The organism is Nonomuraea sp. NPDC047529 (genome assembly GCF_040642995.1).
Taxonomy (GTDB): Bacteria; Actinomycetota; Actinomycetes; order Streptosporangiales; family Streptosporangiaceae; genus Nonomuraea.
In genome coordinates this window covers 25383-38286 of the sequence record NZ_JBEYTJ010000039.1, presented here as the reverse complement: position 1 = coordinate 38286, position 12904 = coordinate 25383, and the positions used below count along the sequence as shown (strand labels likewise).

At 74.4% G+C, this 12904-nt stretch carries 12 protein-coding genes; 5 read left to right on the top strand and 7 right to left on the bottom strand.

The features are described 5' to 3' along the window. The first annotated feature begins 186 nt into the window (after positions 1-186). Both ABZ815_RS41575 and ABZ815_RS41570 read left to right on the top strand, forming a co-directional pair. Positions 187-756, top strand: coding sequence for a helix-turn-helix domain-containing protein (locus ABZ815_RS41575; RefSeq protein WP_357706934.1), 570 nt, complete (start codon positions 187-189; stop codon positions 754-756). A gap of 146 nt (positions 757-902) precedes the next feature. Then, positions 903-1073, top strand: a complete 171-nt coding sequence (locus ABZ815_RS41570) for a hypothetical protein (protein WP_352331507.1) — start codon at positions 903-905, stop codon at positions 1071-1073. Positions 1074-1150: 77 nt separating this feature from the next. Here the strand turns inward: ABZ815_RS41570 and ABZ815_RS41565 are convergent, their stop codons facing one another. Together ABZ815_RS41565 and ABZ815_RS41560 are read right to left on the bottom strand one after the other, a co-directional pair. Next, positions 1151-2566 carry an RNB domain-containing ribonuclease gene (locus ABZ815_RS41565; RefSeq protein ID WP_357707009.1) on the bottom strand — a complete coding sequence of 472 codons (1416 nt, stop codon included), beginning with the start codon at positions 2564-2566 and terminating at the stop codon, positions 1151-1153. A gap of 36 nt (positions 2567-2602) precedes the next feature. Beyond that, entirely contained in the window at positions 2603-2935 is a 333-nt protein-coding gene (locus ABZ815_RS41560; RefSeq protein WP_357706933.1) for an STAS domain-containing protein, read from the bottom strand. A gap of 293 nt (positions 2936-3228) precedes the next feature. Here ABZ815_RS41560 and ABZ815_RS41555 point away from each other — a divergent pair, with 293 nt between their 5' ends. Continuing rightward, positions 3229-5319 carry an alpha-galactosidase gene (locus ABZ815_RS41555; RefSeq protein ID WP_357706931.1) on the top strand — a complete coding sequence of 697 codons (2091 nt, stop codon included), beginning with the start codon at positions 3229-3231 and terminating at the stop codon, positions 5317-5319. A 21-nt stretch (positions 5320-5340) separates the two neighbouring features. On the opposite strand, the gene ABZ815_RS41550 is transcribed toward ABZ815_RS41555, so the two are convergent. The 5 genes from ABZ815_RS41550 to ABZ815_RS41530 all read right to left on the bottom strand — a co-directional run bounded on the left by ABZ815_RS41550 (position 5341) and on the right by ABZ815_RS41530 (position 10352). Beyond that, the gene (locus ABZ815_RS41550; RefSeq protein ID WP_357706929.1) at positions 5341-5961 is read right to left on the bottom strand and encodes a hypothetical protein; all 621 of its coding nucleotides are present in this window, start codon (positions 5959-5961) and stop codon (positions 5341-5343) included. Then, positions 5948-7507: a substrate-binding domain-containing protein gene (locus ABZ815_RS41545; RefSeq protein WP_357706928.1), complete on the bottom strand. Its 1560-nt coding sequence runs from the start codon at positions 7505-7507 to the stop codon at positions 5948-5950. The genes ABZ815_RS41550 and ABZ815_RS41545 overlap by 14 nt, the downstream gene beginning before the upstream one ends. Further along, a complete protein-coding gene (locus tag ABZ815_RS41540; RefSeq protein ID WP_357706927.1) occupies positions 7504-8643 on the bottom strand; it encodes a toxic anion resistance protein in 1140 nt (379 codons plus the stop codon). The genes ABZ815_RS41545 and ABZ815_RS41540 overlap by 4 nt, the downstream gene beginning before the upstream one ends. A gap of 41 nt (positions 8644-8684) precedes the next feature. Further along, positions 8685-9764, bottom strand: a complete 1080-nt coding sequence (locus ABZ815_RS41535; RefSeq protein ID WP_357706925.1) for a hypothetical protein — start codon at positions 9762-9764, stop codon at positions 8685-8687. A gap of 189 nt (positions 9765-9953) precedes the next feature. Further along, positions 9954-10352 carry a hypothetical protein gene (locus ABZ815_RS41530; protein ID WP_357706924.1) on the bottom strand — a complete coding sequence of 133 codons (399 nt, stop codon included), beginning with the start codon at positions 10350-10352 and terminating at the stop codon, positions 9954-9956. Between the two features lie 167 nt (positions 10353-10519). Here ABZ815_RS41530 and ABZ815_RS41525 point away from each other — a divergent pair, with 167 nt between their 5' ends. Beyond that, entirely contained in the window at positions 10520-12184 is a 1665-nt protein-coding gene (locus ABZ815_RS41525) for an FUSC family protein (RefSeq protein ID WP_357706923.1), read from the top strand. A gap of 83 nt (positions 12185-12267) precedes the next feature. After that, positions 12268-12771 carry a MarR family transcriptional regulator gene (locus tag ABZ815_RS41520; protein ID WP_357706922.1) on the top strand — a complete coding sequence of 168 codons (504 nt, stop codon included), beginning with the start codon at positions 12268-12270 and terminating at the stop codon, positions 12769-12771. Positions 12772-12904 lie beyond the last annotated feature (133 nt).

The window sequence follows — 12904 nt, the reverse complement described above, 5'->3', positions numbered from 1 at the left end:
CGGCCCTGCGCGTCCCTGCCGCGGGCTGGTGTGGACGAGGCCGCGCCGCGCAGCGGCTGGGGGGGGGGGGGGCCCCCCTAGCCCCCCCCCCGTACTCCCGGGGCCGGGGGGGCCGCCCCCCGCCACGCCGGGCTACCGCCCGGTAGAATCGGAGCCCTCCCTCCGCTTGCCGAAGGCAGGTTCCCCGTGGGCGACGACCACCGCTCCGCCCGGCCGTTACGCGCCGACGCCCGCCGCAACCGCGAGCGGGTCCTGCAGATCGCGCAGGAGGCGCTCGCCGCCGACGGGCTGACCATCTCCCTCGACGAGATCGCCCGCCGTGCCGGGTTCGGGGTCGGTACCGTCCACCGGCACTTCCCCACCAAGGAGGCGCTGCTGGAGGCGGTGCTGCTGGGCCGGGCCGAACGCTTCGTGGCCGACGCCCGCGCGCTGGCCACCGCCGAGGACGCCGGGCGGGCCTTCTTCGGCTGGTTCCGCCGGGTCGCCGAGCAGGCGGCGGCCAACCGGGCGCTGTGCGACCTGCTGGAAGGCGGCGCGGGGCTCGGTTCGGTCCTGGAGGCCGACTTCGCCGACGCGCTCGGCCGGCTGCTGGCCCGCGCGCAGCGCGCCGGGGCCGTACGCCGGGAGCTGTCCGCCGACGACGTGCGTGACCTGCTGCGCGGAGCCCTGGCGGCCGAACGCCACGCGCGGGCCAGGGGCGCGGCCGGGCGGATGGCCGCGGTGGTCTGCGACGGCATGCGCGCCGGGACCGACTGACCGGCCGGTCAAGCTGGTGTCGTCATATGGCTACAGATCGTCACCCTCGGGGCAGTTTCCCGGCTGAACCCGGCGGACATCCCCAAGGCGTAGGAAAGGGATTCCCGCGCGTCGCGCCGGGGTCCGGTCAGCTCGGGAGGTAGCCCGTGTTCGCTCTCATCGCCGCCCTGTTCTTCCTGCTCGCCCTGATCTTCGACATCGCCGGCACGGCCGTCGGCAACGTGCTCACCGCGGGCACGCTCACCACCGCCGGGCTGCTGTGCGTCGCCCTCCACCTGCTGGGGGTCGGCGCGGGATGGTCGCCGCTCAAGCGGTGAGCGCAGGGCCACCGGGGGCCGCGCGCGAGGTCGTCCGCGCGCGGCCCTCACCATGCCCGTGGGGTAGGCGGGCGGTCTCAGGCCAGGGTGAAGCCGACCTCGCGGGTGGCCGGGTCGGCCTGCGTCAGGCGTACGGTGACCCGCTCGCCCAGGGGCAGGACGCCGTCGCAGCGGGCGATCACGGCCGGGTCGACGAGCTGCACCTGGCCGCCGCCGCGGCGCTCGTCCACGTCGATCACCATCGCCTCGAACGACTGCCCGATCCGCTCCCGCAGCAGGAACGCCTCCACCAGGTCCACGCAGGCCCGGTCGACCGCCCCGGCGCGGCGGCCGGTCACCGACATGATGTCGGGCAGCAGCGGCAGCGCGGCCCGTACGTCGGAGGGCACCGGCTCGCCCGCCGCGACCGCCAGGCACACCTCGGTCGCGTACCGGTCCACCAGACGCCGCAGCGGAGCCGTGACGTGGGCGTACGGCGCCGCCACCGCCGCGTGCTCGGCCAGCTTGGGCGGCGCGCCGTCGAAGGCCGCGTACCCGGCGCCGCGCAGCAGCACCTTCGACTCCTGCAGGAACGCCGCCTGCTGCGGGTTCTTCGGGTCGAGGTCGTGCACGACCGCCCCGTAACCGGCGCCCTCGGGCCACGGCACGCCGAGCGCCTGCGCGACCCTGCGCACCTTGGCCAGGTCGTCCGGCTGCGGCGCGGGCAGCACGCGCAGGATGCCGACCTCGGCGTCCAGCATCATCGAGGCGGCAGCCATGCCGGTCAGCAGCGAGATCTGGGCGTTCCACGCCTCGGCGGGCAGCGGCACGCGGAACTCCAGCCGGTAGCCGCCGTCGCCGTCCCGGACGACCTCCTGCTCGGGCGTGGGCAGGGTGACGCCGCCGCGCGCCCGCTCCAGCCCCAGCCGCAGCGCGCCGATCTCGGCCAGCAGGCCCAGCGTGCCGTCGGCGGTGGCGGTGTCCACGGCCGCCTGCACGTAGGCGTAGTCGAGCCGCTCGCGGCTGCGCACCCGGGCGCGCTGCACGTCCGCGCCGACGATCCGGGCGTCGGCGTCGAGGTCGATCCGCCAGACCGCGGCCGGCCGGGTCGTGCCGGGCAGCAGGCTCGCCGCGCCCTCCGACAGCACCTTGGGATGCAGCGGCACCCTGCCCATCGGCAGGTAGACCGTCTCGCCCCTGGTACGGGCCTCGGCGTCGATCGGGCCGCCGGGCCGGACGAAGGCCCCGACGTCGGCGATGGCGTACCAGACGCGGTAGCCGTCGCGCAGCCGTTCCAGGTGCAGGGCCTGGTCCAGGTCCATCGAGCCCGGCGGGTCGATGGTCACGAACGGCACGTCGGTCAGGTCTTTGGCGTCCAGCCTGGGCACCTGAGCCACCCAGTCGGCCTCGTCGAGCACGTCCTGGGGGAACCCGGCGGGCAGCCGCTGCTCGCGCAGCACGCGGTCGAACCCGTCCTCCAGCCTGGCGGGGATCGGGCCAGGAACCTGAATCATCGACACGCCCACAACCTACTCAAGGCGGGCCTACCGTTACGACTGGGGCGTCAGGTGCGCGTCGAGGCCGGTGATGCGCAGCAGGCGCTTCATGTTGGGCGGGACGTTGGCCAGCCGCACCCTGGTGTGCCCGCGGGCGGCCTGGTTGTGCACGGAGACCAGGATGCCGAGCCCGGCCGCGTCGATGAAGGACAGGCCGCTCACCTCGATGACCACGGACATGTCCGGCCGGTGCGCCCGCCCGGCCTCCTCCAGCACGCCGAGCAGGTGGCCGCGGACGGCCTCGGTGGTGGCGATGTCGAGCTCTCCGGACAGGGAGACGGTCACGGTCGTGTCGTGGCGGCTGGTGGTCAGGTGAAGAGAATCCATGTCGGCTCCCCGCTGTTGGTCCGGGCGGGGGAAAGTGCTGCTGACTACGGGGACCCGCCCCTGGCCGAAGACGCCGGATGCCATGATGCGTCACGCAGCGCTACGGTCTGTTTCCGAAGAGGAGTGTACATGCCCTCCTGTCCGGGCTCGCGGAGCAGGCCCCTTTCTCTCCTCCGCCGCCCAGGGCCGGAAAGGCCGGGCGGCCCGTCACGGCGGGCCCTTGCCGCGCCAGCCGGGTAACGTCTCGTCTCACGTGATATTTCATGTGTTTTCTCGACCTAGAGGAGCGTGACGTGCCCCCCGTCATCCTTTCCGCGGCCGGCTCGGCCCTGGTGCTCGACGACTCCGGCCCCGGGCTGCCGCGGGTGCGGCATTTCGGCGCCGACCTCGGGGCGGTCACCGGCGCCGACCTGCTGCCCGCCCTGCTGTCGCTGACCCCCGCCCTGTCGCTGCTGCCCGGCCAGGACGAGTCCTGGTTCGGCCGGCCGGGGCTGTCCGGCGACCGGGCCGGCGAGCACTGGCCGGTGCGCTGGACCGCCGGGAACGTCGAGACGGCGGCCGAGCCGGGCGCCGGCGGCCGCGTCACCGTCGCCGCCGTGGACGCCGAGGCGGGGTTGCGGCTGCTCAGCGAGCTGGTCATGGACGCCTCCGGCGTCGTGACGATGCGGCACACGGTGACCAACACCGCCGCCTCGCCGTACCGGCTGCAGGGGTTGGTCTGCGCGTTGCCGCTGCCCGCGCGGGCGGGGGAGCTGCTGGACTTCACCGGACGGTGGGCGCTGGAGAAGGTGCCGCAGCGCCGGGAGTTCGGGCAGGGAGTGTGGTCGCGGGAGAACCGCCGCGGACGTACCGGCCACGACGCGACCGGCCTGCTCGTCGCCGGCACGCCCGGCTTCGGCTTCCGCGCCGGCGAGGTGTGGGCCGTGCACGCCGGGTGGAGCGGCGGCCACGTCCACTACGCCGAACGGCTCGTCGAGGGCCAGGCCGTGCTGGCGGCCGGCGAACTGCTCGAACCCGGCGAGATCACCCTCACCCAGGACGAGAGCCACACCACCCCGTGGGTCTACTTCACCTGGTCCGGCAGCGGCCTGGACGAGGCGAGCGGCCGCCTGCACGACCACCTGCGCGCCGCCCGCCCGCTCCCGGTACGCCCGGTCACCCTCAACAACTGGGAGGCCACCTACTTCGACCACGGCCTCGACCGGCTGCGCGACCTGGCCGACAAGGCGGCCGCCGCGGGCGTCGAACGGTTCGTGCTCGACGACGGCTGGTTCCGCCACCGCCGCCACGACCGCGCCGGCCTCGGCGACTGGTACGTCGACGAGGACGTGTGGCCCGACGGCCTGCACCCGCTGGCCGAGCACGTACGCAAGCTGGGCCTGCAGTTCGGCCTGTGGTTCGAGCCCGAGATGGTCAACCCCGACTCCGACCTGGCCCGCGCCCACCCCGGCTGGATGCTCGCCCGCGCCGCCCGGCCGCCCGTGCTCTGGCGCAACCAGCAGGTGCTCGACCTGGCCCGGCCCGAGGTCTACGACCACCTCCTCGACCGCCTCGACACGCTGACCCGCGAGTACGCGCTCGACTACATCAAGTGGGACCACAACCGCGACCTGGCCGAGCCCGTCCACGACGGGACGCCCGGCGTGCACGCGCAGACGGCGGCGGCCTACCGGCTGATCGACGAGCTGCGCCGCCGCCACCCCGGGCTGGAGATCGAGTCGTGCTCGTCGGGCGGCGCCCGCATCGACTACGGCGTCCTGGCCCGCACCGACCGCGTCTGGGCCTCCGACTGCAACGACGCCCTCGACCGGCAGGCCATCCAGCGCTGGACCGGGCTGCTGGTGCCGCCGGACCGTATGGGCTGCCACGTCGGCGCGCCCCACGACCACATCACCGGCCGCGCGCTGCCGCTGGCGTTCAGGGCGGCGACCGCGATGTTCGGCCACATGGGCGTGGAGTGGGACCTGACCTCGGCGAGCCCGGAGGAGCTGGCGGAGCTGGGCGTCTGGATCGCGCTGCACAAGCGGCTGCGGCCGGTGCTGCACGCGGGCCGGGTCGTGCGGGCCGACCACCCCGACCCGTCGGCGCTGCTGCACGGGGTCGTGCTGCCCGAGCGGGCCGTGTTCGCCTGCGTCCAGCTCACCAGCCGCGTCGCCGTCAGCCCCGAGCCGCTGCGGCTGCCCGGGCTCGACCCGGACGCCCTCTACGAGGTGCGCGCCGCGGGCCCGCTGCCGGCGGGCGCCGGGCTGCCGCAGTGGGTGTTCGCGCCGGCCCGGCTGCCGGGCGCGGCGCTGGCCGAGCTGGGCCTGCCCGGCCCCGCCCTGCGCCCGGCGTCCGCGCTGGTCTTCGAGCTCGAACGGGTGACCCCGGGAGCGCAGGGCTAGTTCGGGGCCCGGGGTGGCGGGTCAGTCCAGGTCCAGGTCCGAGCCGCCGAACCGGTCGCGCAGGAAGCGGCCCTGGTCGCGCAGCGCCTGCTCGTCACCCCGGTGGACGGCGTCGGCGACCTCCCGCAGGCGGGCGTCCAGGAGGGCGAGCTGGGACAGCAGCTCCTCGTGGGCGCTGCGCTCCCGGCCGGCCCGCCGGGTCAGGGCGTACCCGCGCGGCAGGTTCGCGTACGCCTCCAGGCCGGCCGGCAGGTAGCCGCGGATCGTCCGGGACACCACGTGCAGCTCGTCGGGGGCGGCGGCCAGCTGCTCGGCCCGGCCCAGCACGTCCCTGACCACCTCGGCGATGCCCTCCACGGCCAGGTGCACGTCGGCGGGGAAGCGGCCCTCGATCCGGCGCAGCAGCGCGTCGAGGTCCGCCCGCAGTGCCGACGTCTCCATCTCGGCGTGCGAGACCCTCAGCCGCAGGCGCTCGGGCGGGGCCAGCAGGGCGCCCGCGCCGTACAGGGCCGCCACGACCACCGGCCAGAACGCGCCCGCCAGCCCCAGCAGGTGCGCGGCCAGGCCGAGCAGCGCCAGCAGGCAGCCCGCGATGTTCCTGGACGAGCCCAGGTAGCGCAGGACGCGCTCACTGATAGCCACGGATCTCCTTGAACGCGCCGCTCAGCGACGTCGAGCGGGCGTCGAACACGGCCCCGCCCGTCAGCGCCGCGATCCGGCGCATCTCCCCGTCGTCGCTCTCGCCGAACAGCACCACGAACGTGGGCGTGCGCCGCCGATCCTCCGGCAGCGCGCGGTAGCGGGACTCGAAGGCGGCGTAGTCCGAGCCGTCGGTGTTCTCGCCGTCGGTCATCAGCACGATCGAGCCGTAGTGGCCCGGCGGGACGGGACGGTCGTAGGCCGCGGCGAGGCTGTCGTAGATCGCGGTGCCCCCGTTGGCCTGCAAGCCCTCGGCGAACTCCTTGATGCGCGCCAGGGCGTCCGCCGGGTCGCGCTCGGGGACGGTGAACGGCACCGGCGTCCCCGGCCGGTCGTTGAACGGGATCATCGTCACCGACTCCCGGCCGCGAAAGCGCGAGAACGTGCCCGAGGCCGAGGTGTCGGCGCCGGTCAGCGCCACCAGCGCCTGCCGCAGCGCGTCGATCCGGTCGCCCCTCATCGAGCCGGAGGTGTCCAGCACGAACCGCGCCTCGGCGGGGACGCGCACCCGGTCGAGGTAGGTGGCGATCAGCTCGTCGGCCGTGCCGCGCCGGTTGGGGAAGGGCAGCTCGATGAGCTGGGCCGCGCCGGAGCGCGGATCGGGGGCCACGCCGGGCGTGATCGGCCGCCGGTGCGTGCCGGTCACGATCTCCCGCTGCACGGCCGGGGTGCGCAGCCAGGCCGTCAGCTTCCCGTACAGCCGCCGTTTGGGCTCGGCGGCCGAGGCGAGCAGCGTCAGCGGGTAGTCGGCGCTGACCACGCCGTCGTCGGGGTAGACCAGCGTGACCGGGTCGCGCAGGCCGAGCAGGACCGACTCGTAGTTGACCATGCCGTCCACGTCCGGGGCGCGGGTGTAGGCGTCGGCCAGCCAGCCCGACGAGCCGGCCGTCAGCCGCTGCGCCGAGAAGAAGTCCTTGAGCCGGGGCGTCACCGCGCGGGCCTGCTCGGCGCTGAGCGCGCCGTCGGCGCCGGAGAGCGCGGCGGCCACCCCGACCAGGGCCGAGAACCCCGAGTTGGACGAGGCCGGGTTCGTCATCCCGAAGCTGAACCGGCCCTGCCCGGCCGCCGCCGCGATGTCCGACCACGACACCCGGCCCTTGTCCCAGCCCAGCTCCCGCGCCTTGGCGGGCTTGAGGCCGAGCACCACCGGGGACACCATGATCTTGGTCTGCGTGGACAGCCTGGCCGGGGCGCCGTCGATGAGCGACAGGTAGCGGTTGGAGGAGAACCAGGTCGCGTCCAGCTCGCCGTCGGCCCGCCCGCCCGCGACCCGTTCGGCGCCGTCCAACGTGCCGGTGTACGTCAGCCGCACCCGCACCCCGATCTCCGCGGCGGCCTTGCCGAGCAGCGGTTCGAGGTCCTTGATCTCGCTGCCGGCCAGCACCCGCAGCACCTCGGGGCCGTCGGCGGGCGGCCCGCCGTCGCCGGACCCGCAGGCGGTGGCCAGGAGCAGGACGGCCGCGAGTGCGCACCCGGCGCCGCGCCTCACGCCGACTCCCGCGAACGCGCCAGGTACGTGCGGGCGTGCTCCAGCTCGGCGCCCAGGCTGTCCACCGTCGCCGCCATGTTGTCCACGGCCTTGGCGCGGAAGGCGTCGATCGTGTCCATCGTGGCGTACACGTTGTCGAACGCCTGCCGCAGCGTGTCCAGGTCCACGGTCGTCGAGGCGGCCTGGTTCTGGATCGCGCCCGCCTGCGTGCGCAACATCTCGCTGGTGGCCAGGATGAGGTCGCTCGTGGTGGCGTTCAGCGCGGTGATCTGGTCGAGCACCAGCTTCTGGTTCGCCAGCGCCTGCGCGACCGTCACCGCCGTGCGCAGCGCCGCCACCGTGGTCGTGGCCGCCCGGTCCACGCCCTTGCTGAGCTCCAGGTTGTTCTTGCGGACCAGGTCGAGCGCCAGGTAGCCCTGCGCGGAGACGGCGAGCTGGGTGAGGAGGTCCTGGTGCTTCTGGCGCACCGCGAACAGCGCGTCGGAGCGCAGCGCCGTGGCCCGCTCCTCGTCGGCCAGGGCGATGCGCTCCTCCAGGGCCGCGTCGATGGCCTTGGCCATGACCACGTACTCCTGGAGGCGGGTCATCGTCTCCCACAGGTTCGCCTTCTCGCCCTCGATGGCGGCGTTGTCGCGCAGCAGCTCGTCCTGGCCGGACCTCAGCGCCCGGATGATGTCGTCCAGGTGCCGCTGCGCCGAGTGGTACTTGGCGAAGTAGTCGCGCAGTCGGTCACCGAACGGGATCAGCCCGAGCAGCCTGCGCGTGCCGCCGGACGCCTGTTTGGGGTCCAGGTCCACCACCGTGCGGCGCAGCGCCACCAGGTCGGCGGCCACCCTGGCCTGGGCGTCGGCGCCCTCGCCGCGGGCCGCGTCCAGGGCCGCCACCGGACGCTTGAGCATGCGGTTGGCCGCCTGCGAGGCGGACCTGATCTCGGTGTCGCCCATCGAGGCGATGTCGTGCACCTTGCGGCCGAACTCCGGCGAGCGCGGGTCGAGGCCGCTCAGCTCGCCGGCGAAGTCCTGCGCCCTGGCGGCCAGCTCGGCCGCGCGCCCGTCGGGCAGGGGCAGCATGCCGGCCGCCGTCTCGACCGGCACCGGCTGGACCGGCGCGGGCGGCGTGAGCACCAGATCGGACACGTCGGAGTTCTCCTTGCTGAATGGGGCCGGAAGGGGCGCGTTCACGGGCGGGAGGCGTCGATCGTGGTGATCAGCTTGTCCAGGCGCTCGTAGACGGGCGGCTCGACCACGTCCACCAGGTCGGCGACCGGCGCGCCCACCGCGGCGGCCCGGTCGGCGAACGCCCGCGGGTCGGCGGTGCGGAAGCCGTGCGCCGCGGCCAGCGAACGCAGCTCGGGGTCGCCGGTCAGCAGCTCGCCGACACGGGCGCCGGGCGCCGACAGCGGGACCAGGGTGTGCTTGCTGAGCACCGTGGGGGAGGGGTAGACCAGCCGCATGTCGGGCCTGATCGCGCCGTCGCGGGCGAAGACGTGGGAGAGGTACTGCGCCTCGTACACCACGAGCATCGGCGTCTTGCCCGCGCCCAGGGCCAGATAGTCGTCGAAGGAGGCTTCGCTCGTGGTCTCGGAGAAGCCCTGGTCGAGGACGACGGGGGTGAGAACCGGGGCGATCCGGGCGATCTGCGCGTCGGAGGTGATCACGTTCTCGCCGTTGGCGACGTAGCCGAGGGCCGCCAGGTACATGGCCGCACTGTTGGACGTACGGATGTCGGTGGTGGTGAGCAGCACCCGCTTGCGAGCCCGGTAGACATCGTTCCCCGGAATTTGATCCCAGCGTGTGCCTTTAGCTGTTAATTCCAGATATTTCTTTATATCGAGTAGTTGGGGGCCTTTGCTGGAATTATTGAGCAGGCCCGCCTTGGCCAGCAGCTTCGTGATGGGCTCGAACGTGGCGACCGCCATCGGCGAGTAGAACGGCGAGAACGTCGTCGTCGCGCCCCGGTCGCGCTTGATCTTCTCGGCGGCGGGGGCGCTGGAGGGGAAGGCGAAGGCGTACCGGCCGAGGTCCACGTCCGTGGCGATCTGGCGGGAGCCGGCGGTGTCCACCTCGACCCGCAGGCCGTGCCGGGCGAAGGCGGCCCTGACCGCCGGGTCGTCGAAGAACGGCTTCTTCTCCGAGCCGATGACGCCGCGTACCACGGACGGTTCCGGCGCTTCGGGCCCGCGGTTCCCCAGGACGACCGCGACCACCGCCACCCCGGCCAGAACGGCGGCCAGGACGACGCCGATCCACCGCTTCATCGCACCCCATTTCGCGAAATATCCCCCATGAGAGGGATTATGGGAGTGCGGTTGTCGGGCGAGCATCCCGGAAAGGCGACCTTACGGCAGAATTCACCCGCCGTTCACGAGAGCCCGCGCGGCGGTCCGGCCCTGACCGCCCGGCGGTGTTCCAGGCGGATGTTCACGGCGGCGTACGCGGTGGTGTGCTCAGTGGGTGGCCGGGCGCCAGGGGGCGTCGGCGGGGGAGGGGCGCCAGGCGGCCCAGTCGATGCGCACGCGGTCGGGCCGGGCCGGGTCCACCTTCACCGGCAGCACCGCGCCCGGGACCACCAGGCCCATGGGGACGCGCGGCAGCGTCTGGCGGTGGGCGACCCGGTAGGCGGGGCCCTCGTCCGGCTGCACCACCAGGCCGAAGCTGACGACGGGCTGGTCGTTGACCGTCATGTGGGTGTCGGCCATCGACTCGACCACGGCCAGCGCGGGAATCCCGGTCGCCAGGAGCCGCTGCCCGTTCCTCGCCATGATCAGGAACGGCACGCCGACCGCGGCCGTGATCAGCGTCGTCCCGGCGATGATCGCCACAGCCAGCAGGGTTCCCGTGGTCACTGTGCTTCCCCAGTTCTGTCCTCCGCCCGGTGCGCGGGCGGCTCGTTCCGTCGGATTCCGAAGGAGTTTCTAGCCGGGACGGCTTGACCGCCGCTTGATCACCGGTTGCAGGATGCGCCGTCCACCTGGTTTATTTCACGGGTAAAACACCTGGTAAACTTTTAGGGATGTCCAGTGCCCTCCGATCCCCAGCCCTGCCGTCCCCGTCCCCGTCCCCGCCGTACGGGCGTCGTGCGCGCCTGCCCGTGCGCGCCGCGCTGCGCCTGGGGCCCGTCGGCGACATCTGGCACAAACCCGCTCTCAGTGCCGTCGCCGCCCTCGCCGTCCCGTTGGTCGCCCTCCTCTGGGCCGGGCGGCTCGACCTGGTGCCGTACGCCGCCGCAGGCTCGATGTGCGCCCTGTACGGGCACGGCCTGCCGTACGCGGCCCGTGCCAGGGCGCTGGCCTGGGTGGTGCTGGGCATGCTGTCCGGCACGGCGGTCGCGCTGGTCACCTCGTCACTCACCGACTCGGTCGCCGTCCGGGTGGCGGTGGCCGCCCTGCTGGCCGGGCTGCACAAGGCGGTCTGCGACGCCACCCGGATCGGGCCGCCGGGGAACGTGGTGCTCACCTTCGTCGCCGCCGGTGCGGTCTTCGTACCGCAGCAGCTGGGCGACGTACCCGCGCACGTGGGCCTCGGCGCGCTCGGCGGGCTCCTGGCCTGGACGGTCGGCATGGCCCCCGGCCTCCTGCGTCCCGACGGACCCGAACGCGTCGCCGTCGCCCGCGCCCTCGAATCCACCGCCCGCCTGCTCCGGGCCGTCCCCGAAACCGGTGACCTCCCCCGGGAGCGCGAGACCCACGAACGGCACCAGGCGCGCCATGCCGCCGCGGCGGCGGTCAACGCCGCCTGGCAGACGCTCCTGCGCTCCGGCGTCCCCGCCCGGCGGCGCGAGACGCTGTCCCGGCTGCTGATCCGCGCGGAGTCGGCGGGCGCGGGCGCCGCCGGGGAACCGATCGGCTGCGCCGACAAGCTGACCGGCTGGGCCCGAGACCTGCGTGAAGGCCGCCCGCTGCCGTCCCTGCGCGAGGTCGCGCCGCCCGTGGCCGAGCGGGCCGAACTCGCCGGCATTGCCGCCGAGCAGGGCGGCGGGGCCGGTGCCGCGCGGGTGGCCGCCGAGGTGGGAAGGCGGTGGCGCGTGGTGGCGATGGTGTTCGCCGGGGCCGCCGCGGCCGGGTGGGGCTCGATGGCTCTGGGGGTGGGCAGGCCGTACTGGGCGGTGGTGACGGCGGCCGCCGTGTTCGCGGCCAACACGACACTCTCCTGGAGCCGCGCGCTCCAGCGCGTCGTCGGCAACCTGCTCGGGGTCGGGCTGTTCACCCTGGTGGCCCCCGTGACCCGGCTGGGGGCGGTGGCGCTCGTCGTGGCCGTCCTGGGGCTGCAGTTCGCCACGGAGGCGGCGATCACGCGCAACTACTGGCTGGGAAGCGTGTTCGTCACGCCGATGGCCATCCTCATGAGTGAGTTCGCCGGGACCCGGCCGGTGGCCGAGCTGGTGGCCGACCGGTGGCTGGACACGTGTGTCGGCGCGGCGGCCGGCCTGCTGGCGTGCGTGCTGGTCCCGGACAGGCGGGCGGCCCGGCGCGTACGGGCTGGGCTCCTGCGCCTGGAGCGCATCCTGGAGGAGCCGCCGGAGCCGGACGAACGGGACCGGCTCCGCGCGGCGCTGGTGGAGGTCCGCGAGGCCGCCGACGTCGCGGCGGGCGAGTGGTGGAGCGGGGCGCTGCCCCACGAGCGCGTCGCCGCCGCCGAGCGCGCGGGCCACCGCAGGCTCGCCACCCTGTACGCGTGACCGCCCCGGCCGCGCCCGCCCGGCGGCCCCGGCGCGTACGATCGGAGCCACCGGAAGATCGTCACGAGGAGAGGAACGACCACGTGGAGGACGCCGTCGCGAAGGCGTTGCGGCAATGGCGGCAGGTCCTTCCCGACGCCGACCTGGACACGATCGCCGTCATCGGCAGGCTCAACCGGTGCGCCGCGCTCCTGCAGCAGGCCGCCGACGCCCCGCTCGGACGCGCCGGCGTGAGCCGCCCGGAGTACGACCTCCTGTGCGCCCTGCTCCGGGTCGGCGGCGAGCTGACGCCGGGCAGGCTGGCCCGCGAGACGTTCGCCTCGGGAGCCGCGGTGACCAAGCGGGTCAGGCGGCTGGAGGAGATCGGGCTCGTCGCCCGGCGGGTGGACGAACGCGACCGCCGCGTCGCCCACCTCTCACTGACCGAGCGCGGCAGGGAGCTGATCCTGCGCCTGCTGCCCGAGCAGCTCGACTACGAGACCGAGCTGCTGGCCGGGCTTCCCCGCGACCGCGAACGCCAGCTCGCCGACCTGCTGGCCGACCTGCTGCTCGTCCTGGAGGGCCGCCTCGGCGGCCTGCTCGGCTGACAGTGCCGGCCAAACCTAGGGCCTCGCCCCGGACAGGCCGAGCGCCTCGCCCCGGACGCCCATCCCGCCCGCCTGCCGCCTCCCAAGGGCCGGGGGTGGCGCGGGCGTGTGTTCCGGGTGGCGGACGGACGGA